Origin of the sequence: Pseudoalteromonas sp. P80D2 (assembly GCF_036680945.1) — a bacterium.
Lineage (GTDB): Bacteria > Pseudomonadota > Gammaproteobacteria > Enterobacterales > Alteromonadaceae > Pseudoalteromonas > Pseudoalteromonas shioyasakiensis.
Genome location: NZ_JAZDAR010000047.1, coordinates 241,122 through 260,813 on the forward strand (window position 1 = coordinate 241,122; position 19,692 = coordinate 260,813).

15 protein-coding genes and 1 pseudogene are annotated in these 19,692 nt (G+C 41.9%); 7 read left to right on the plus strand and 9 right to left on the minus strand.

Going from position 1 to position 19,692, the window contains the following annotated elements; all coding sequences use genetic code 11:
- Positions 1 to 49: 49 nt before the first annotated feature.
- On the plus strand, positions 50 to 3,049 hold the full coding sequence (locus tag VRK28_RS13125) for a bifunctional diguanylate cyclase/phosphodiesterase (protein ID WP_105181454.1): 3,000 nt from the start codon (positions 50 to 52) through the stop codon (positions 3,047 to 3,049).
- 27 nt (positions 3,050 to 3,076) lie between these two features.
- Here the strand turns inward: VRK28_RS13125 and VRK28_RS13130 are convergent, their stop codons facing one another.
- Positions 3,077 to 3,406 (minus strand): translation initiation factor, encoded by a 330-nt coding sequence (locus VRK28_RS13130; protein WP_054562149.1) that lies wholly within the window; start codon positions 3,404 to 3,406, stop codon positions 3,077 to 3,079.
- A 133-nt stretch (positions 3,407 to 3,539) separates the two neighbouring features.
- Here VRK28_RS13130 and VRK28_RS13135 point away from each other — a divergent pair, with 133 nt between their 5' ends.
- The 4 genes from VRK28_RS13135 to VRK28_RS13150 all read left to right on the plus strand — a co-directional run bounded on the left by VRK28_RS13135 (position 3,540) and on the right by VRK28_RS13150 (position 7,484).
- Complete coding sequence (locus VRK28_RS13135; RefSeq protein ID WP_054562148.1) at positions 3,540 to 3,845, plus strand: STAS domain-containing protein; 306 nt, start codon at positions 3,540 to 3,542, stop codon at positions 3,843 to 3,845.
- Positions 3,845 to 5,515 (plus strand): ATP-binding SpoIIE family protein phosphatase, encoded by a 1,671-nt coding sequence (locus tag VRK28_RS13140; RefSeq protein ID WP_062566821.1) that lies wholly within the window; start codon positions 3,845 to 3,847, stop codon positions 5,513 to 5,515. The genes VRK28_RS13135 and VRK28_RS13140 overlap by 1 nt, the downstream gene beginning before the upstream one ends.
- Positions 5,516 to 5,560: 45 nt before the next feature.
- On the plus strand, positions 5,561 to 6,220 hold the full coding sequence (locus tag VRK28_RS13145; RefSeq protein ID WP_055197972.1) for a GAF domain-containing protein: 660 nt from the start codon (positions 5,561 to 5,563) through the stop codon (positions 6,218 to 6,220).
- A gap of 73 nt (positions 6,221 to 6,293) precedes the next feature.
- Positions 6,294 to 7,484, plus strand: coding sequence for an amino acid aminotransferase (locus tag VRK28_RS13150; RefSeq protein ID WP_054553227.1), 1,191 nt, complete (start codon positions 6,294 to 6,296; stop codon positions 7,482 to 7,484).
- Positions 7,485 to 7,562: 78 nt separating this feature from the next.
- Here VRK28_RS13150 and VRK28_RS13155 read toward each other — a convergent pair whose 3' ends face one another.
- The 8 genes and pseudogenes from VRK28_RS13155 to VRK28_RS13190 form a co-directional block, all read right to left on the minus strand.
- The gene (locus tag VRK28_RS13155; RefSeq protein ID WP_055197974.1) at positions 7,563 to 8,312 is read right to left on the minus strand and encodes a DUF3379 family protein; all 750 of its coding nucleotides are present in this window, start codon (positions 8,310 to 8,312) and stop codon (positions 7,563 to 7,565) included.
- A pseudogene (locus VRK28_RS13160) lies at positions 8,312 to 8,860 on the minus strand (sigma-70 family RNA polymerase sigma factor); the annotation flags it as partial. The pseudogene VRK28_RS13160 and the gene VRK28_RS13155, both read right to left, overlap by 1 nt.
- A gap of 78 nt (positions 8,861 to 8,938) precedes the next feature.
- A complete protein-coding gene (locus VRK28_RS13165; protein WP_062566823.1) occupies positions 8,939 to 10,588 on the minus strand; it encodes a BatD family protein in 1,650 nt (549 codons plus the stop codon).
- Positions 10,582 to 12,459 carry a vWA domain-containing protein gene (locus tag VRK28_RS13170; RefSeq protein WP_062566824.1) on the minus strand — a complete coding sequence of 626 codons (1,878 nt, stop codon included), beginning with the start codon at positions 12,457 to 12,459 and terminating at the stop codon, positions 10,582 to 10,584. Before VRK28_RS13170 ends, VRK28_RS13165 begins: the two co-directional genes overlap by 7 nt.
- 1 nt (position 12,460) lies before the next feature.
- The gene (locus VRK28_RS13175) at positions 12,461 to 13,447 is read right to left on the minus strand and encodes a vWA domain-containing protein (protein ID WP_062566825.1); all 987 of its coding nucleotides are present in this window, start codon (positions 13,445 to 13,447) and stop codon (positions 12,461 to 12,463) included.
- Positions 13,440 to 13,880, minus strand: a complete 441-nt coding sequence (locus VRK28_RS13180; protein WP_062566826.1) for a DUF4381 domain-containing protein — start codon at positions 13,878 to 13,880, stop codon at positions 13,440 to 13,442. The genes VRK28_RS13175 and VRK28_RS13180 overlap by 8 nt, the downstream gene beginning before the upstream one ends.
- A gap of 2 nt (positions 13,881 to 13,882) precedes the next feature.
- Positions 13,883 to 14,827: a DUF58 domain-containing protein gene (locus VRK28_RS13185; RefSeq protein ID WP_062566827.1), complete on the minus strand. Its 945-nt coding sequence runs from the start codon at positions 14,825 to 14,827 to the stop codon at positions 13,883 to 13,885.
- Positions 14,828 to 14,830: 3 nt separating this feature from the next.
- On the minus strand, positions 14,831 to 15,787 hold the full coding sequence (locus VRK28_RS13190) for an AAA family ATPase (protein ID WP_054553219.1): 957 nt from the start codon (positions 15,785 to 15,787) through the stop codon (positions 14,831 to 14,833).
- A gap of 336 nt (positions 15,788 to 16,123) precedes the next feature.
- Between VRK28_RS13190 and fadI the strand changes: the two genes are divergently transcribed.
- Positions 16,124 to 17,434, plus strand: coding sequence for an acetyl-CoA C-acyltransferase FadI (fadI, locus tag VRK28_RS13195; RefSeq protein WP_054553218.1), 1,311 nt, complete (start codon positions 16,124 to 16,126; stop codon positions 17,432 to 17,434).
- A complete protein-coding gene (fadJ, locus tag VRK28_RS13200) occupies positions 17,434 to 19,659 on the plus strand; it encodes a fatty acid oxidation complex subunit alpha FadJ (RefSeq protein ID WP_062566828.1) in 2,226 nt (741 codons plus the stop codon). The genes fadI and fadJ overlap by 1 nt, the downstream gene beginning before the upstream one ends.
- The last annotated feature ends 33 nt before the right edge of the window (positions 19,660 to 19,692 follow it).

Here is a 19,692-nt window from a genome sequence, read left to right on the forward strand (position 1 = left end):
TATTTGTTTTTGCACAATAAATAATAACAATTATTAATAAGGTAGTCCTGTGGTGTATCGACGACCGCCATCACGTTTTGGTGTGAATTCATTAAGTATGAAATTGTCGCTGCTGATCTCTGCGATTTGTTTGATTGCAGGTATATGTGCTGCGGCTTTGATGCTTAAATCTGAAGAAAAACAGCTTGTGTTTGAAGAGCACGAACTTTTAAAGCACTCTAGTGAACGCTTGAGTCGTCAATTTAACCGCTTGATCAAAACCAAAATCAATATTGCTGAGCAGGCGAATAACGTCGTAAGCAGCCAGCTCCTTCACAACGAATCGCATTTACAAAGTAAACGCAGCGCAGAACTCAAATTTGCCCTCGATGGCAGTATCCGTAGTACCTCAGAAGATGGCTTATCGGCTGCATTTCTCCCTCAAGATAAATATTCTGAATTTTATAAACAGCTTATAAACGATTCTGAATCGCTATGGAAAATCGTTTCACCGACCTTAATTCAAGATTTCTTTAATTTTTACCTTGTCACCAAAGATAACTTTATTCGGATCGCGCCACCAAACTGGGCACTCAATGTACCTGGTGACTTTGATTTTACTAAAGGCGAAACCTTCAATTACGCTCAGGCTGCAACTAACCCAAGCCGAGAAGCGGTGTGGTCAAAAGTGTATTACGATACTATTTGGCATAAGTGGGTGGTGAGTGTGCTTGTGCCAATCTACCTTGATAACGATTTTTTTGGTGTCACGGGCAGTGATATCGCGCTTGAAACCTTATTGGCACAGCTACCTATCGGTGACCGTGAGCAGCATCTGTTAGTGTTTGATGCAAAAGGTCAGCTATTAGCTCACCCTGATTTAGATAAAACCACGCTTGAGCAATATGGTCGTGAAGGTAAAAAATTACTCACCGAAGATTTTGTAAACCCTGATCTGCAAAAACTAGTGTCTGAAACCATTCGTTTAAAGTTACCTGAGTCGGCAAATTCATTCGTACAAGATGGCGAAACTCACATTATCAATATTCGTAAAGTCGAGAATCTAAATTGGTATATTGGAATTTATAAAAAACGTTCGTCGGCACTTTCTGCGCTTGAAGAGTTAAAAGTAAAATTCTTTGGCTTGTTTATCTTGTACGCTATTTTAGTTGCTTTGTTATTGCATCAAGCACTTTATCAATTAGTACTGCGTCGCATTCATTCGTTGGTTAATGCGGTAGTTAGTTTTGGCAAAGGGCAATTACAAACTGAGTTTCCAAAGGCTAATAAAGATGAAATTGGCACGCTAAATGGCTCGTTTAGAGATATGGCTATTGAAATTCGTAAGTTGATCGATGGCTTAAACCAGCGCATTAGTGAAAAAGAAATAGCGGAAAAAGCGGCGAATCGTTTATCTAAAGCTGTGGCTTTCTCTGGTACCGGTGTGGTGATCACCAATCAAGACTTTGAGATCAAATACGTGAATCCGAAAATGGTTGAAATGACCGGTTTTGAGGAGCGTCACTTTATTGGCTCGCCGCTGCTGAATATCATTTCACAAGAAATGGCGATTTTAGTCGATGATATTGATATCGATTTGCGAAGCCGTAATTATTGGCGCGGGGATACCTTATTACAAGGGAATGAGCGCCAATCAGTTTGGGTTTCGTTAAGTATTTCACCAATTCGTGAAGATGGTGGTGAGATCACCAGTTATGTGGCATCAGCTCAAGATATTTCGTTTGTAAAAGAAAGCCAGCGTAAGATGGAGCAATTGGCTTACTTTGATACCTTAACGGGGCTTGCTAACCGTACTTTCTTCAGAATGCAGCTGCGTAAATCAATGGCACTGGCTGAACGTGGCCATTATGCATTTGCCTTATTCTATTTTGACTTAGATGAATTTAAACGTATCAACGATACACTAGGGCATGATGCAGGGGATCAGTTATTAGTTGAAGTGGCTAACCGTTTGAAAAAGCGTTTGCGTACGGAAGATACAATAGCGCGTTTAGGCGGCGATGAATTCGCGGTCCTGTTAAGTGGTATTGAGCATCAAACACATGCCATGGAAGTGGCTAATACGATTCAGCGCACACTTAATGAGCCAATCAAATTAGGTAACAATGAAGTGATCATCAGTGCCAGTATTGGTATCACAATGGCACCATTTGATAGCCAAGAAGAAGATCAGCTACTTAAACATGCCGACCTTGCGATGTATGAAGCAAAAGCGAAAGGGCGTAATACTTTCCACTTCTATAGCCAAGAGCTCAATGCTGCAGCAAACGAGCGCTTATTCATTGAAAATGAGCTTCGTACTGGTATTCGCGAAGGGCAGTTTAGGGTTTATTATCAGCCACAAGTTGATTGTAGAAATAACCAAGTGGTTGGCTACGAAGCACTTATTCGTTGGTTCCATCCTAAAGAAGGGATGATCCCACCAACTAAGTTTATTCCTATTGCTGAGGCAACTGGTTTAATTGTTGAATTAGGCGCATGGATACTGCAAGAAGCGTGTGAGTTTGCTGCACGTTTAGCAAGCCAAGACTTAAAGAATAATATTTCAATCAACCTGTCGGCACGTCAATTTAAAGATGCGAACTTGGTGTCGACACTGGATAAGATCATCAAGCAAACAGGTGTTGAGCCCAAACGCTTACACCTTGAGCTAACAGAAAGTATGCTGATGGGGCATGTTGAAGCAGCCATCTTACAACTGCATCAGTTAAAAGCCTTGGGTGTATCAATTTCAATCGACGACTTTGGTACTGGCTATTCTTCACTGAGTTACCTAAAACGTTTCCCTGTGGATATTTTGAAAGTTGATCGCTCGTTTGTGAAAGATATTCCACAAGACAGTAATGATATGGAAATTACCGCTGCGATTATTGCTATGGCACAAAAGCTGAAGCTTAATGTTGTTGCTGAAGGGGTAGAAACCATTGAGCAGATTGAGTTTTTACAAAACAACAACTGTTATATTGTGCAAGGTTACTACTATAGCAAGCCTATCCCTGAAGATGAGTTGCCTGCACTTTATGAACAGCTCAACTCGTTGAATTCATAAAATACAGAACGCAAAAAAGGGGGGTGATTAGCCCCCTGCAATTTTAACTTTAAATTTTAGTCCTTCGAGAATCGCTTTTAGCTTATCTCTGTCATCACCTTGAACTTCGATGATACCGTCTTTTACTGCACCGCCTTGGCCCATTTTACTTTTAATGGTTTTGGCTAATTTTTTTAAATCATGCTGCTCGCTGTCGATACCAACAACTAACATCACGCCCTTACCTTTACGTCCTTTGGTTTGACGTTCAATGCGTAAAAAACCGTCTTTAAAAATTTTACCTTGGCTTGGTTTACTTTCTTTAGGTTGCTCAATGCGACCCGTTGCAGTTGAATAAACTAGATTGTTATCGCTCATGGTAGATCTCGTTATAGAAGCTTGGCTAAATGATAACAAATTTCATCCTAAGTGTTTTAATTTTTGGCTTATTTGTTTTAAGCGGTTATATTTAGTTAAGTATCAGGAAAGATTTGTTTATTAGGAGTTTATTATGAGTTTAACGCGCAGCACTTCTGCTGATGGCGCTATATTAACTGTACAAATCAAAGGAAAATTTGATTTTAATTTGGTGCAATCTTTTCGTCAGGCGTATGCCGATCTCAACGACAATATCGATAAAGTGGTTATAGACCTTAGAGAAACAGATTACATGGACAGCTCAGCTTTAGGCATGTTGCTGAACATGAAAAAAAACCTAACAGGCAAAGTTGAAACAATTCAAATTAGTAACTGCCAACCGCAATTGAAAAAAATCCTGCAAATCTCACGTTTTGATAAAAAGTTCGATATTGATTGATGCTTAATATTCTGGTTGTAGACGATCTTGCCTTAAATCGTCGCTTATTAACCGTGATGTTAGAGCAGCAGGGCTACCGTGTTTATACCGCTGAGAACGGTCTTGTTGCTTTAAATCTGCTCGAAGAACACACCATTGATATTGTGTTACTCGATGTCATTATGCCTGTGATGGACGGCTTTGAAACCGCAGCGATTATCAAAGAGCGCTTTAGCCAAGTTTACTTACCGATTATTTTTATTACCTCATTAGAAGACGAAGCGAGCTTTGAGCGTTGCTTATCGGTTGGTGGTGATGATTTTTTGCATAAGCCGTTTCAAGAAGTGATTCTTAACGCGAAAATTAAAGCGCATAGCCGGATCCGTAATTTAAGCCAAAAGGCAAGAGAGCAAAATCTACAACTTGAATATCATCAAAATCAAGTCGAACGCGAACATGAAATTGTCGAACATATTTTTAATAATGCTCTTGAGAACCAACAATCTTTTCCTAAGCATTTAGATTTTCATTTATCGCCTGCGGCTATGTTTAATGGCGATATGTTTTTGGTCGCACAAAGCCCATTAGGTAGCTTATATTGCATGCTTGGTGATTTTACTGGTCATGGTTTAGCCGCTGCAGTCGGAGCTCTCCCTGCTTCAAGAGTATTTTATACCATGGTGAGTAAGGGCATGTCTGTGAGTGATATTGCCGCAGAAATCAATTCAGTATTAGGTAAGTTATTACCAGGCCACATGTTTTGTGCTGCAACCATCATAGAGCTTAGCAGTACCGGAAAAAGTATCTCGGCATGGCTAGGGGGCTTACCCGATACCTATATCATCAATCAAAGCGGTGAAGTTATTCGTACCCTTGAATCTCAACATATGGCACTGGGTATTTTAGAAGAAGATGAATTTGAACGTGCACTTATTCACATTGAAGTAGAAGACACATGCCGTATTGTCATGGCAACCGATGGTATCATTGAAACGACTAGTCCACATGACGAGTACTTTGGTGAGCATCGCTTTAAAAAAGTGCTAGCCTCAAAACCTGCTATTTCTACTGAGCATGTACTTGAACGAGTCAATAAATTTGCCCGTGGTAATAAACAACAAGACGACTTGAGCCTCGTATTATTAAATTGCTTACCAATGCGCGAGCCTGAGCAAAAATCAGAGCCGCTATCCGCATTACCTTTTAATTTTTCATTGAGCCTGAACTCAAAGCAAATCAAAAGTACCGATCCGGTGCTGGAAGTTGTTGATGTAATAAGCAAAGTAGCAGGGTTGAATGCACATCGCGCTAATATCTTTTTGATACTCTCAGAAGCTTATAACAACGCTTTAGATCATGGGGTGTTAGGTCTCGACTCAGAGGTCAAAAATCAGGAAGATGGCTTTTTAATTTATTATCAACAACGTGAAGAGGCACTCGCAAATTTAACCGATGCCTTAATCATTATTGATATTCGTTATTGCCCAGAAGAACTTGCTTTATATTTTACTGTTTGCGACTCAGGAAATGGTTTTAGTAAAGAACAGGCAAATCAACAAAGCCTTGCAAGAGAGCATGGTAGAGGCTTGTGCTTGCTTGGGGAAGTAGCTTCAAAAGTGACCTTCAATAGTGCAGGCAACCAAGTCGAAATTTATTATCAATTAACAGCAAGCAGTACTAGCTCACACTAAAATCGCATGTTATCATTCTGGCATTATAGATGTTTGGATGGCTAAATGATTTCTAACTACTTATCGACAGCTCAGCTTAAATTACCAGAAAATTTGGTTGCTGAGCAATTATCAAACCTTGAACATTATCTTGCAGAGTCAGCTTTACCAGCAGTGCGTTGGGAGTATCAAATTCCTGAGCTAGGCGAGGGTGGTGCGTGTAGCTTGTTTGGCTACTTACAAGATGAACCATTCAAATTAAATGATTATGTTGCCGATGATGCTACCAATACTGAAAAACTGGCTAAGCTTCAACAAATTATCGATTTTGTTGTTGCCCAAACTCAAGTTGATTGGTTTGGTATTTATCAAGCGACAGAGACTAATGAAGGTTCTCAGTTATTAAAGCTGGTTTATCATGGTGCACCGAGCCGTCCATTATTCCCGCTAACTGAAGCATTTGCTAAAGGTAGTAACAATGTTCAAGTTGCACTTTCTAAGCAAGGGCGTGTGATCAATAACGTAGCCGATTACCTCGCACAAGGTGGTGAGTATTATACTTGCGATCCTAAGGTGAAAGCTGAGACTTGTTTACCATTATTATCAGACAAAAATGAATGCTTAGGTATTATAGATGCAGAAGCATTTAATAATGATTTCTTTGATCAGCAAACCCTTGCATTACTTGTGGCTTGTTGTATTAAAATTCCTCAACTCTTGGTCTAATTTAACTAGTAATCAGGCTGGGTTTTTATGTTAAGCTAGTGGCAACGCTAACCCCTATAAAAAGAGATAGTCAATGTTCTCAGAATTAAAACCATTACCAACAGATCCTATTCTTGGCCTAATGGCGGCCTTTAAACAAGATACAAACCCAAAGAAAATCGATTTGGGTGTAGGTGTTTATAAGGATGAGCAAGGCAATACGCCTGTATTAAAAGCGGTTAAAAAAGCGGAAGCGTTTCGTTTAGAAAACGAAACCAGTAAATCGTACATTGGCTTGGCAGGTAACCTAGATTACTGTCAAAAAATGGAAAACTTATTACTGGGTGAGCATCCAGCACTTTTAGCTAACCGTGTTCGCACTGCACAAGCACCAGGTGGTACAGGTGCATTACGTGTTGCAGCTGAATTCATCAAGCGCTGCAACAAAGATGCGACTGTATGGGTAACTACGCCAACGTGGGCAAACCACATCAGCTTATTTGAAGCGGCGGGCTTAACAGTAAAAGAATACCCTTACTACGATTACGAAAATAAAGACCTTTTATTTGATGACATGATTAATACCCTTAAGCAAGTGCCTAAAGGTGATGTTGTGTTATTCCACGCATGTTGTCACAACCCAAGCGGCATGGATTTAAATGCTGAGCAATGGAGCACAGTTGCTGATCTTGCTGTTGAAGTTGGTTTCACGCCACTGGTTGATATTGCTTACCAAGGTTTTGGTTCAAGCCTTGAAGAAGACGCAGCGGGTCTTCGTAAATTAGCAGCAGCGGTAGATGAGCTAATCATCTGCTCTTCATGTTCGAAAAACTTCGGTTTATACCGCGAGCGTATCGGTGCATGTTCAATCATTGCTAAAGATGCAGCAACTGCTGATATCTCAAACTCTGTATTATTAAGCGTTGTACGTAGCATCTATTCAATGCCTCCTGCACATGGTGCTGATATTGTTAGCACGATTTTAGGTAGCACTGAACTGACGCAAATGTGGCATGACGAGCTTGATGAAATGCGTAATCGTATTAATGGTTTGCGTACTTTAATCAAAGAAAGCTTAGCAGCGAAAGGCATTGAGCAAGACTTCTCATTTATTGACCGTCAAAATGGTATGTTCTCATTCCTAGGTATTAATAAAGAGCAAATCGAGCGCTTACAAAAAGAGTACTCAATCTACATTGTTGGTTCTAGCCGTGTAAACGTTGCTGGTATCAGTGATGCAAACATTGATTACTTTGCAAATGCAGTAGCAGACGTTTGTAAGTAACCAGCTTTATAGCGATAAAAAAAACCGCAGTGACTGCGGTTTTTTTATGCCTGTAATATATGTTACTACGAGTAGGTATTAATGCAGCCAGCGAATGGCGTCATTGATCATACTGTTGTAGCTATCAAGTGGAGCGCCAATACTCGCTATTAAGATAGTATCCGCTCGCTCACCACGGTTGATGTGACCAGCGAAACGCTCATCATTGAAATCGTCAGAGCCAGTGCCAAATGGTTGCTCATCAGAAGGCACAATGAATACCGTCATCGGGCCAAAATCAGACTCAAATACCAAGTGCAGACCTTTTTTGCCTTGAAAGTCACAAAACATTAAATAGGTTACTTTACCTGGTAGCTCATCTAAATGTCCGCCAATGGTGGCAAACTTTTCGTTCACATAGGCAAGGTCTATCGCTTCATGTTTATCTAGCGAGCCTATCTCATGGTATAGGTGCGCAAAGGCATGCTCACCCACGCTGTATAGCGTATGTTGTTTGTTAGTGACAAAGAACACACTAATTGCTACTAAAAACGACGCTGCAGCGGCTAAATACAGGCGATTAAAGGCAAAGCGCGACTTAGCCTCAATAATGGTGTCTAGCGGCTGCTCTGAAGGCGCTTCTTCTGCGGCATAGGTATTATCAATAATTCGCTTTGCTAAATTTTCAGGCACGGGGATGTTAAGCGCATTACTTAGTTCATCATCTAAAGCGCGCACATCATCAATAAACGCCTGTTTATCTGTGTCCTGCTCGGCAAACGCTTCAAGTTCCTTATCAATAGTGCTTGGCTCGGCGAGGATGCGGCGGCGAAACTCGAGTTCATCCATTAATTTGATGCTCCTCTAAGTTGATCATCATCACTGCTTAAAGCCTCTTTAAGCTGGTTTCTGGCACGGAAAAGTCGTGTCATGACAGTATTTTTATTTAAATCGAGGATCTGGGCAATTTCATCGCCAGAGCAACCCATTACTACTTGTAATAGCAATGGCTCTCGATACTCTTGTGATAACTTTCCTATTTGTCGTTGAATCACTGTTTGTTCCATTTCAGCATCAAGGGTTGTACTTTGTTCATCTACAAGGGTGTCGTTTTCAACATCGGCGTAATCAAATTGTTTACGTTCAAAGCGGCGTGCGTTCTCGCGGCGCAAAATAGTTAACAGCCAAGGTTTGACTGCTTGTTGATCTTGCAGTGAATCCAAGGCACGCCAAGCCCTCAGGAAGGTTTCCTGCACTAAGTCTTCAGCAATGTTCTGATCACGACACAACCAATACGCAAAGCGAAAAAGCTCACTGTGGTAGACATGAACCAGCGCTTCATATCGCTTTTGTTTTTCTGTCATAGTAACTAAGACCTGCCTATCAGAAAAAAACTTTCTGAGATTATTATTTTTTTCTTAAAAAAACGGCTAATTCAAGATTAGCCGTTTATATTCAACCTATTAGAATAATAGTTAATCGTAAAGATTTTTTAATTCAGTATCATTACTTGTCGGTTTAGTGTGCTTTGCAGCTTGGCTTAGCAAGCTGACGATTAAGCTTAAATCAACCTGTTCATCTGCTGAACTATAAAGTTTAGTGCGTAATTTAGCAATTTCATCATTAAGTTGTGTATTTTTCAGTGATGCTAGTAAACACTCGATTGCTGCAGCATTTTTACCTGTCTGCTGTTTTGCATAAAGGTTCAACGCGTTATAAAACCCTGAGCTATTGTTTTGCTTTGCAAACTGCTTAAGCTCATTCAACGATACTGATGAACCACTGGTAGGTAATGGCTCAGCTACCGACTGTTGAGTGCGCTTTTTAATGTAAAGCACTAAGGTGATTAACCAAAGCCCATAGCCGACAATTGCCACGATAATAAGCCACACAGGGGTTGTAACTTGCGTAACGGTTTGTACATTAGTTGGTGTATCACTCTGCTCATTAGAGCTTGCGGTTTGCGGCTCTGCGATAGCAGGAGCTGTTGGTGTGAGTGGATTTGTACTTGGCACAACAGTTAATGTACGAGCAGGTATGGTCGCATAGCTAATACGATTGATTTTAGTATTAAACCAAGGCAGCTTTATTTCAGGCAATGTGTAAGTGCCCGGCGTTTGCGGTAATAAAGCATAAGAAGCCGTTTGCTGTGAAATAACACGGCCATCACGTACCAGGTGGTTACTCTCTTTTTCATCAGGGTAACTTCTAAAACCTTGAACCTGCGGCATATCGATATCAGGAAGTTGCTCTTTAGTAACCCCCAATGCGGTTAAGGTGATAGTTCGAGTGATCGGCGTGCCAACTTCAACGGTGTCATCTTTTGGTTGCCATTGCTCATCAAGGTTAACCAGTTCACTTGGTAACCATGCACCTGTGTAGTTTTCTGGAATTGGCTTGATTTCAACATCAACATCTTCGCCCATCGCTGACACAGCCATTTGGCGATAGTTTTGACGAATACGGCCATTGAAAACAGGTGCCGTAATAGTATTTACACCACTTTTTTGTGGCTGCACTAAGTACTCACGGGTGATCACTAAATAGCGTTTGCCATCAATTAACTCATAGTCTTCAGATTGCTTGTTAATTGGGGTTAGCTCAGCGTTTTCCATTTCTGGCGTAGTTAAGTTGCCATCAAGCAATTCTTTGTTGTTGTCTAAATACAATTTAACCGTATAAACACCGGCTTCTTGCACGTATAAGCTACTTGGCTTGATGCTTGTTTTAATGAAGGCTTCTTTATTTTGCTCTGAGGTTTGACTGCGCTTAGCTACCGTTAGCTCAATCGGTTTTGAACTGACACCAGCTACAGTAAATGCAGGGATGGTATAAGTGCCTTCTTTGCGGGTCATCAGCTTTACAGACCAGTTAGTTTGCTTACTGATTTCACCATTAATAATATTAGTGCGCGAGCTAACACTGGTTGGCCCAACAACAAAGTCTTTTAATAGCACCGAAGTGTCTGGTTGTTCGCTGTTAATAGAGTCGTCTGCTGAGATGGTTAAAACAAAAAACTCACCGGCAAGGACAGGGTTTTTATCAACACTTGCCTGTAGCTGGGTGGCAGCCCAAAGCGGCGCTGCCGCGATTAGCAATAAACAACATAATAATCGCATTACCATGATTTTTCGGCTCCTCGTGGACGACGTTGGTAGTTTCGTTTTTGTGCTTCTAATTGCATTTTATTTCTTAATAAGATCGCAGGATCATCGGGAACTTTACGCAGCAACTGGTTAAGTTGCTGAGCTTTTTCTTTCTCTTCATTAGTCAGTTCAGCAGCTTGTGCCTGCATTGCTTGTTGCTCTGCTTGCTGTTTAGCTTGTTCGTCGTTTTGCGATGGCTGTGGCTGAGCATCTTGTTGCTCGGGAGCTTGCTCTGGCTGTTGTTCTCCAGATTGTGACGACTTGTCTGCTTGTGATTCCATTTCAGGTTTGTTTTGCTGATCACTATTTGACTCGCTTTGCTCACCTTTTTGATCTGATTGCTCACCTTGCTCTGACGGTTGTTGGCCATCTTGCTGCTCACTTTGCTCAGAGTTTTCGCCTTGCTGTGAATTTTCACCCTGTTGCTTTTGCTGGTTATCTTGCTGGCCATCAGAGTTTTGTTGATCATTGTTTTGCTGTTGATCTTGTTGCTGCTGTTGTTGCTCTTGCTGCTGCAATAACTGTTCAACGAGGGCTTGGTTTTCTTTTGCCTCAGTGAAGTCATTTTTAAGCTGCTGGGCTTGCTTATACGCTTCAATGGCTTGTTCTAGCTCACCAGCCTTAGCAAGGGCATTACCGTAGTTGTACAAACCCGTCGCAGATTTATCTTCACTAAACGCATCCATCGCAGCTTGGTAATTACCTTGCTGATAAAGAGCAGCGCCTTTTAATCGCGTGTTTTGTGCTTGGGCGGCTTGTTCAAATTTATTTTGCTGATAGGCATCAAGAGCACGTTGGTCTTGGTTTTTAAATACGTCTGGTAACTCAGCAGCGTAAACCTGTTGCTGAGGTAGGAGCATAACAAACAAAAAGCCAAGCACTAAGCTGCTACGGCGAATTAAAAAGAGCGCTAACGGCAATAAAATAATCAGGCCGTAAATACCTGCATCAACTCGCCATAATGCTTGGCTTTGTTTCTCATCTTTGAGTATTTCTGCATTGGCGGTGGGAGCAAATGTTTGAATATCTTGATTACTGGTTTGATACAGTGCAAATTTGCCACCGCTGTTGCGCGCAAGCGAGCTTAAACGGCTAACATTAAGCGTCGGAATCACAATCTGTCCTTGAATGTCTTTTAAAAAGCCACCTTCTGGTAACTTAATCGGCGCACCTTGCTCTGTGCCAACTCCGTAGACATTTAAACGATAATTAGACTGAGCGGTAAAGCGGCTAATATCTTCTTGATCTAGGCTATCAACCCCATCGGTGACTAAAATAATATCACCATCTAAATAGCCAGCTTGTTTAAGTAAATCGTCGGCTTTTTCTAGGCCTTCAATAACATTTGAACCTTTGCTCGGCATGATATCAGGGCTTAGGCTTGGGATAAGGTTAGCCAAAGTGCTAGCGTCATTAGTTAGCGGTGAAATAGTAAATGCAGAGCCTGCATAAGCCACTAATGCCGTATCACCTTCTTTGAAAAGCTCAATCATATCAAGTGCTTTAAATCGAGCCTGCACTAATCGGCTTGGTGCGATGTCGGTACTGAACATGGAGTACGACATATCCATCACAATGACCCGCGCATTCTTTGCTTGAAACACCGGAACCTGTTTCTTTTCAAAGCTTGGACCTGCTGCAAAAACGATGGCTAACAGAGTAAATACAGCAACTAGCCAAAGCGGTTGGCTTTGTTTTTTATGATTGTCGCTCATTACAAACTGCGCCAAATGGGGCGCAATTAAATCAGCAGGGGCGCTTTTTTTGTTGCGTACCAACAGCACACTAAAAATAATCAGCGCGGGAATTAATAACCAAAGTAGGGCAGGGCGAATAAATTCAAAATCCATACTAGTTCTCCTGCTTAAATTGGCGAATAAAACTGACGAGCATTGCTAAGCTTATTAAGCCTAGCGCCACAAGTAGTGGAATATAAAACAATGAAATTTGTGGGCGGAACGTTTGTTCATCGCTACTAATTGGCTCAAGCTTATCGAGCTCTTGATAAATTTGCTGTAAGCCAGCCACATCTTTTGCTCTAAAGTATAAGCCGCCGGTTTGCTCGGCAATACGCTTGAGTAAGCTTTCATCTAAGTTACCGCCACTCATACCACCCATATTAAATAGGCTGAAACCACGCGGGTTATCAGAGCCAACACCTATGGTATATACCTTAATGCCTTCTTCGCGGGCTAACAGCAGGGCATCTTCTGGATCAAGGTTACCTGCGGTATTTTGACCATCAGTTAAAAGTACAACGATACGGTTACTTTCATCTTTATTAGCAAAACGCTTTACAGATAAACCTAATGCATCACCAATGGCTGTTGCTCTACCTACTAGGCCGATTTGCGCTTCGCTGAGCATTTGGCTCACGGTTTTAACATCACGAGTAAGAGGCGTTTGTAAAAATGCGGTATCACCAAATAAGATAAGACCTAGTCGGTCGCCTTGACGCTGTTCAATAAAGTCACTGAGTACAGCTTTTACCATGGTAAGCCTATCAACATATTGATTCTGATAGGCCATATCTTGCTCTGTCATAGAGCCAGATAAATCCACCGCCAGCATAATATCGCGGCCTTCATTAGGCAGCGTGATAGGTTCATCAAGCCAAGTTGGGTTTGCAATAGCGACAACCAATAAAACCCATACTAGCCACTCGAGCAATGAGACTTTTCGGCTATGTTGCTGCACTGCTTGATTATTTAAGCCCAGCTTAGCAAAGCCAGGAATACGTAAACGTAACTGCCCTTGCTGCTTTAACGGCATAAAGCGGCTTAATAACCAAGGCAGAGGTAAAAGCACAAAACACCATGGCCAACTAAACTCAAACATTAATTGGCTCCTTGAGTTTAAAGTTGCTAATAGCATTGCGTAATTTAGCTGCAAGTTCAGCATTATTACTTTGTTGCTGATAAAGCGGCATCAATTCGTCGTAACTAAATTTATCGCCACTCAGTTTCGATAAACTTTCAGACCACTTTGCCAAAGGCTGAGAAGCAAGCTGATTGCTGTAATAATGACGAGTTAAGCGTTTTAAAATAATGTGTAGCTCTTGCGCGTCATCATCACCAAGGGTTTTACTTAGCTTAATCGCTTGTTTTTTGGCTTTTTTAAATTGCTGGTTTTTATATAAAAGCACTAAGCCGATAATTAATAACGAACCAACTAAGGCGATAATCAGCCACCAAATTGGAGCAAGTGGCCACCATGCAACCTCGGTCGGTGCAATGACATCATGTAAGCCATCTAGCGGATTTTTTTGCATTGTTACTTTCTCACTAATTGCAGCTCAAGAGGAGTGGCTGCACTGAATGAAATTAAACTAAGCCCAGATTTTTGTAAGCGTTTTAATCTGTTAGAAAACGACTCTTCAGCTGACTTGGCAAAGCGTTCACGAAATTGCTTATCCATTAATGGTAAAGCAAGCTCTTGGCCATTTGCTGATACAGTCACCGTTTGTTTAAAAGCAGGTAGCCGGTGCTCGAACGGATCGCTAATATGACAGCCAATCAATTCACAGTGCCTGCTCAACATTTCAAGTTGTTTGAAACTTGCTTCATCAAGGGCGCTAAAATCAGAAACGATATAAACCAAGCTTCCTGGTTTTGCTAAATGATTAAGACGTTTAAGGTTTTCGCTAAATAAGCTGGTGGCTGTTTGATCGATATTAGTCAGAGCTTGGCTGTGAATATCACATAAGTTGTGACAAAGCTTTAATACGGCTTTTTCACGTGAGGTGGGTTTTAATTCGTGATGACCTTGCTGATTAAACACCAAGCCACCAATGCGATCACCTCGTTGACACGCCGACCAAGCAACCAATGCGCTAATGTGCGCTGCTTGCACTGACTTCAACAGTAACTTTGAGCCAAACAGCATCGAGTTAGAAAAGTCGGTAAATACAAAAACTGGGCGTTCTTTTTCTTCTTGAAACAACTTAGTGTGGGTTTCGCCAGTGCGTGCAGTAACACGCCAGTCGATAGAGCGTATGTCATCACCGGCTTGGTAATGGCGCACCTCGGCAAACTCCATACCACGCCCCTTGTGAGGCGCAAGGTATTGCCCAGCCAAGCTGTTTTTGATTTTTACTTTGGGCGCAAGTTCTAGCAAACGAGCTTTGGCTTTGTAATACATCAACTCTTTGAGTGATAAATTGACGCCTTGACTATGACTCGCTGCTAACCACGCCGCTGTATCAAATTGGCTCGACATAGCTTATGGTACTGCCACCAATTCTAAAATACGGCTGATCACATCGTCTTTACTGATGCCATCGGCCTGTGCTTCGTAACTTAAGATAATACGGTGACGCAATACATTATGCAGCACTGCTTGAATATCATCTGGGGCAACAAAGTCACGGCCTTCTAGCCAAGCATGCGCGCGGGCACACTTATCAAGGGCAATTGTTGCACGTGGGCTTGCGCCATATTCAATCCAGCGGCCAAGTTGTTCATCAAGCTCTGCTGCTTCACGAGTGGCAACAATTAACTGTACTAGGTATTTCTCAAGCGGCTCAGCTAAATACAAACCTAATATCGCTTTACGGGCAGCAAATAGCTCACTTTGACTAATTTGCTGTGTCGTTGCTTGCTTGTCAGAAATAGCCTCGCCACGGGTTAGGCGTAGGATATCTAATTCGTGTTCAGCACCCGGGTAATCAATGCTCAAATGCAATAAGAAGCGGTCAAGCTGAGCTTCTGGTAGTGGGTAAGTGCCTTCTTGTTCTAGCGGGTTTTGGGTTGCCATAACCATAAATAGATCAGACAGTGGATAGGTGTTTTTACCTACCGTTACTTGGCGTTCAGCCATGGCTTCTAGTAGGGCTGATTGCACTTTAGCAGGGGCACGGTTTATTTCATCAGCCAAAATTAGGTTATGAAATAACGGGCCCTTTTCAAATACGAACTCACTGGTTTGCTGGCGATAAATATCGGTACCAGTTACATCTGCAGGTAATAAGTCTGGGGTAAATTGTACACGTTGGAAACTGCCTTCAACGCCTTTCGCTAAGGCATTGACTGCACGCGTTTTCGCAAGACCCGGAGGGCCTTCAACTAATAAGTGGCCATCTGCCAAAATTGCGATTAACAGTGCTTGAGTTAATTGTGGTTGGCCGATAATTTGCGTGTCTAGGTATGATTTTAATTGTGAAAATGCGTTAACTGCCATAATAAAAAGACTGTCCTAAAAGCGTGAGTCAAAAATTGTTTTTGTTATGCGCCAATGGGTTATATTCAGTACCGATAAATTATTTGCGCGGTACCGTGGTGGGGCGCTATTAACAAGTTATAAGGATTCAAAAGTTATAACACAAGTGTTAGACACAAAATCCTCAAATAGTTCGTTATTTTTTAAGGATTTTTAGCCTACCATATAAATACGGTGTTTTTTTGTAAATAGGCTGAAAAAAGCCTATGGTTGAAAACTTACTATTGGCATTCGTACACGGGTTGTTTTAGAATCAGGAAAAACAAACAGGTCAGACCTGTCAGCGGGAGAGCATAAATGTCTGAGCAAAATATACTTAAAACAGCAAAAGGCGATCGTATCGCTATCGTTAGCGGCCTGCGAACGCCATTCGCAAAGCAAGCCACAGCATTCCATCATGTACCAGCCCTTGATATGGGTAAGTTAGTTGTCAACGAAATGCTTGAACGACTTAACTTTGATAAATCTGAAATTGACCAACTTGTATTTGGACAAGTAGTGCAAATGCCAGAAGCGCCAAATATTGCCCGTGAAATCGTATTAGGTACGGGTATGCCTGTTTCTGTTGATGCTTATTCTGTTTCGCGTGCGTGTGCAACAAGTTTCCAAGCCATTGCTAACGTAGCCGAGTCAATTATGGCAGGCTCAGTGCAAGTAGGTATTGCTGGTGGTGCTGACTCATCGTCTGTATTACCTATTGGTGTTAGTAAAAAATTAGCGGGCAGCCTTGTTGATTTAAACAAAGCACGTACGCTTGGTCAGCGATTAAAGATTTTCTCTAAACTACGTTTAAAAGATTTACTTCCTGTACCGCCAGCGGTCGCTGAGTACTCTACTGGTTTATCTATGGGTCAAACGGCTGAGCAAATGGCGAAAACACATAGCATCAGCCGTGAAGATCAAGATGCCTTAGCACATCGTTCGCACACCCTTGCAAGTCAGGCGTGGGCTGATGGTAAACTTAAAGATGAAGTAATGACTGCCCATGTTGCACCTTATAAGAGCTTTATTGAGCAAGATAATAACATTCGTCATAACTCAACGGTTGAAGGCTACGCGAAATTAAAACCAGTATTTGACCGTCAACACGGATCAGTGACTGCAGCTAACGCAACGCCATTAACTGATGGTGCCGCTGCGGTATTAATGATGAGTGAGAGTAAAGCCAAAGCATTGGGTTACGACATTCTAGGTTATGTACGCAGTTTTGCTTTCTCAGCAATTGGTGTACATGAAGATATGCTAATGGGGCCGGCGCACTCAACGCCAATTGCCCTAGATAGAGCAGGTATCACATTAGCTGATTTAGATTTAATCGAAATGCATGAAGCATTTGCAGCGCAAACACTTGCTAATATGAAGATGTTTGCGTCAGATAAATTTGCACAAGAAAAGCTAGGTCGCAGCAAAGCGATCGGCGAAATTAACATGGACAAGTTCAATGTATTAGGTGGCTCACTTGCATACGGTCACCCATTTGCGGCAACAGGTGCGCGCCTGATCACGCAAAGCTTACATGAACTTAATCGTCGCGGTGGCGGCTTAGCGCTTACGACTGCGTGTGCAGCGGGTGGCTTAGGCGCAGCCTTTGTATTGGAGAGTGCGTAATGACAGATTCAGTATTTAGTTTATCAGTGGCTGATGACGGCGTAGCCGTTGTAACCATTGATGTGCCGGGTGAAAAAATGAACACCCTGCGCAGCAGTTTTGCAGAAGATTTAAAAACCTTACTTAAAGACGCACAAGCGCAAGCAGTAAAAGGCATGGTATTTATCAGTGGTAAAAGCGATAACTTTATCGCCGGTGCTGATATTAAAATGCTTGATAGCGCCAATAGCCGTGAAGATGCATTAGCATTAAGCGAAATGTGTCAGCAAGCATTTTTCGATATGAAAAAGCTGCCTTTCCCAACAGTAAGTGCTATTCATGGAGCTGCATTGGGTGGCGGTTTAGAGTTTGCTTTAGCTTGTGATTATCGCGTGTGTTCAGACAGCGATATCACTAAGCTTGGTTTGCCAGAAGTACAGTTAGGCTTATTACCTGGTGGTGGCGGTACTCAACGTTTACCAAAATTAGTTGGCTTGCAAAAAGCACTTGAGTGGATGCTTACTGGTAAGCAAGTACGTGCTAAGCAAGCGAAGAAAACAGGCTTAGTAAATGACTGTGTACCACACAGTGTATTACTTGACGTTGCTAAAGAGTTTGCTCTGAAAGGTAAGGCAAAGGTCACTAAACCAAAGCTAGACCGTTTAAGCCAATTACTTGAGTCAAACCCATTTGGTCGCAATATTATTTTCAAAAAAGCACAAGAAAATGTACTGAAGAAAACAGGCGGTCACTACCCAGCACCTTTAGCCATTATTAAAGCGGTTCGTGCAAGTGTTGAACTTGATCAGTTAAAAGCATACAAAACTGAAGCTGAAGGCTTTGCCACGCTGGTAATGAGCGATGAGTCAAAAGCATTACGCGGTATTTTCTTTGCAACCACTGAAATGAAAAAAGAGTGGCGTAATGATGATGCCCCAGCAATCGCTAAAGCGGCAGTATTAGGTGGCGGCCTAATGGGCGCGGGTATTGCCCATGTTAGTGCTGTAAAAGCGGGTGTTCCTGTGCGCATTAAAGATGTGGCTGAAAAGGGCATCAGCAATGCAATGAACTACAGCTATAAAATTTTAGATAAAAAGCAAAAGCGTCGTATTTTATCTAAAGCAGAGCTACAACAAACCATGAACCGCATTACCGGTACCACCGATTACAGCGGCTTTAAACACATTGATATCGTTATCGAAGCCGTGTTTGAAGATCTTGCTTTAAAGCAAGGTATGGTGGCTGATGTAGAACGTGAGTGCCAAGACAACACGATTTTTGCAAGTAATACCTCATCATTACCAATTGCACAAATTGCTGCTGATGCAGCACGCCCAGAAAATGTAATTGGCCTGCATTACTTCTCACCTGTTGAGAAAATGCCACTTGTTGAGATCATTCCACATGAAGGTACGTCTGAAGAGACTATCGCACGCGTTGTTAATTTTGCCCGTAAGCAAGGTAAAACACCGATTGTGGTTAAAGATATGGCTGGCTTCTATGTAAACCGAATCTTAGCGCCTTATGTCAATGAAGCGGCTAATTTACTGCTAGCAGGTGAGCCAATTGAAAAGATTGACCAAGCATTGGTTGAGTTTGGATTCCCGGTAGGGCCTTTAGCGTTACTTGATGAAGTAGGGATTGATATCGGTTCTAAAATTGCGCCAATCCTTGAAAAAGAATTGGGCGAGCGCTTTAAAGCCCCGGATGCCTTTAATCGCTTAATCGATTCTAAGCGTTTAGGTCGTAAGACTGGCCGTGGTTTTTATCTTTACGATAAGAAAGATAAAAAAGTGGATGAGTCAGTATACGAGCTACTTGGTGTTACGCCATCACCTCGTTTAAACAAGAGCGAAATTGCTAAACGTTGTGTTGCGCAAATGCTAAACGAAGCGGTGCGCTGTTTAGATGATGGCATTATTGCAAGCCCGCGTGATGGTGATATCGGTGCTATTTTTGGTATTGGTTTCCCACCATTCTTAGGCGGTCCATTTAGCTATATGGATAAACTTGGTGCAGCACAAGTGAGCTCTGAAATGGCGACTTTTGCTAACTACAACCCAATTTTCACACCTTGCGATACGTTAAAAGCAATGGCTGAAAAAGGTGGTCGTTTTTACCAAGCAGAAAGCGAAGAGCCGGCAGTAGTTGAAGCTACGCCTGTCGATCCGGTTGAAGTAACCAAAGAAGTGGTTGAAGACGAGCAAGCGTCAGAAGATGCCGATACAGAAACGACTAAAAGCTAATTATTTAAATTAATTAGTTAATTTTAAAAGCCC

Bases quoted from the DNA above. Each gene is read 5' to 3' on its own strand.
- VRK28_RS13190 (WP_054553219.1), bottom strand. From the start codon at position 15,787: ATGGCAGTTAACGCATTTTCACAATTAAAATCATACCTAGACACGCAA.
- VRK28_RS13140 (WP_062566821.1), top strand. From the start codon at position 3,845: ATGCTTAATATTCTGGTTGTAGACGATCTTGCCTTAAATCGTCGCTTA.
- VRK28_RS13170 (WP_062566824.1), bottom strand. From the start codon at position 12,459: ATGGATTTTGAATTTATTCGCCCTGCCCTACTTTGGTTATTAATTCCC.
- VRK28_RS13180 (WP_062566826.1), bottom strand. From the start codon at position 13,880: ATGCAAAAAAATCCGCTAGATGGCTTACATGATGTCATTGCACCGACC.
- VRK28_RS13150 (WP_054553227.1), top strand. From the start codon at position 6,294: ATGTTCTCAGAATTAAAACCATTACCAACAGATCCTATTCTTGGCCTA.
- fadJ (WP_062566828.1), top strand. From the start codon at position 17,434: ATGACAGATTCAGTATTTAGTTTATCAGTGGCTGATGACGGCGTAGCC.
- VRK28_RS13165 (WP_062566823.1), bottom strand. From the start codon at position 10,588: ATGGTAATGCGATTATTATGTTGTTTATTGCTAATCGCGGCAGCGCCG.
- VRK28_RS13130 (WP_054562149.1), bottom strand. From the start codon at position 3,406: ATGAGCGATAACAATCTAGTTTATTCAACTGCAACGGGTCGCATTGAG.
- VRK28_RS13175 (WP_062566825.1), bottom strand. From the start codon at position 13,447: ATGTTTGAGTTTAGTTGGCCATGGTGTTTTGTGCTTTTACCTCTGCCT.
- VRK28_RS13145 (WP_055197972.1), top strand. From the start codon at position 5,561: ATGATTTCTAACTACTTATCGACAGCTCAGCTTAAATTACCAGAAAAT.
- VRK28_RS13155 (WP_055197974.1), bottom strand. From the start codon at position 8,312: ATGGATGAACTCGAGTTTCGCCGCCGCATCCTCGCCGAGCCAAGCACT.
- VRK28_RS13135 (WP_054562148.1), top strand. From the start codon at position 3,540: ATGAGTTTAACGCGCAGCACTTCTGCTGATGGCGCTATATTAACTGTA.
- fadI (WP_054553218.1), top strand. From the start codon at position 16,124: ATGTCTGAGCAAAATATACTTAAAACAGCAAAAGGCGATCGTATCGCT.
- VRK28_RS13185 (WP_062566827.1), bottom strand. From the start codon at position 14,827: ATGTCGAGCCAATTTGATACAGCGGCGTGGTTAGCAGCGAGTCATAGT.